At 29.7% G+C, this 1,000-nt stretch carries 1 protein-coding gene; it reads right to left on the bottom strand.

Annotated elements, in window-relative coordinates:
• Window positions 1-61 precede the first annotated feature (61 nt).
• Window positions 62-1,000 (bottom strand): ABC transporter ATP-binding protein (locus GQX97_RS12440; protein ID WP_157152230.1); only part of this gene is annotated, 939 nt, incomplete at its 5' end.

The raw sequence follows: 1,000 nt of genomic DNA, 5'->3' as shown, positions 1-1,000 counted from the left end.
AATGATTCTTACCAGTGGGCTTATCAGAATAATGCTGCTTCTTGGAATGGAGTATAATTTTTTATATACTTTCGTAAAATAGGCAAGCTGATTTATGATTACTGTTTATATCTTTTAACATAACTTGAGTATTTTGGCATTCAGGTTTTGCATATATACATCTTGTGTGAAATCTGCAGCCTGTTGGTATATTTGATGCATTAGGAATCTCTCCTTTAATTGGAAGCTCTTTAATRATATTTGCTCTTCCTGTAGAAGCATCTGGTACTGCAGAGATTAATGCTTTAGTATATGGGTGTTTAGGATTTTCTATTATTTCATTAGCTTCTCCTATYTCTACAATATTTCCCAAATACATTACTGCTATTGTGTCTGCAAAATATTTAGCAGTTGACAAATCATGAGTAATATAAATATAGCTTAATTGTTTTTCTATTTGTACTTCTTTCATCATATAAAGTATTTCTGCTCTTGTAGACAAATCTATCATAGATACAGGCTCATCAGCAACAATTAGTTTTGGATTAAGTATTAAAGCACGAGCAGTTGCTATTCTTTGACGCTGACCTCCAGAAAGCATATGAGGATATCTATCCATAAACTCTTCAGGAGGATTTATCTTTACATCTTCAAGTGCTTTTATCACCATTTCATCATAATGTTTTTCATCGCCTTCTATATTATGAATATAAAGTGCCTCTTTTAATACATCTTTTATTTTAAATCTAGGGTTCATTGAGGCATAAGGGTCYTGAAATATCATCTGCACATTTTGTCTRTATTTTTTTATTTGTTCTTTATCAAAATTATTAATRTTTTCATTTTCAAATATAATATTTCCAGAAGTAGGCTCTATTAATTTCATTATCAATTTGCCTATAGTTGTTTTTCCGCTGCCAGATTCTCCTATAATAGCAAGTATTTCTCCTCTTTTAATTTCTAAACACACATCATCAACTGCTTTAATTTCTTTTGTTTTTTTTATTAAACTTTCTATTAT

The organism is Brachyspira sp. SAP_772, from assembly GCF_009755885.1.
In the GTDB taxonomy this organism is placed as follows: domain Bacteria; phylum Spirochaetota; class Brachyspiria; order Brachyspirales; family Brachyspiraceae; genus Brachyspira.
This window is presented reverse-complemented; position numbering and strand designations above follow the sequence as displayed.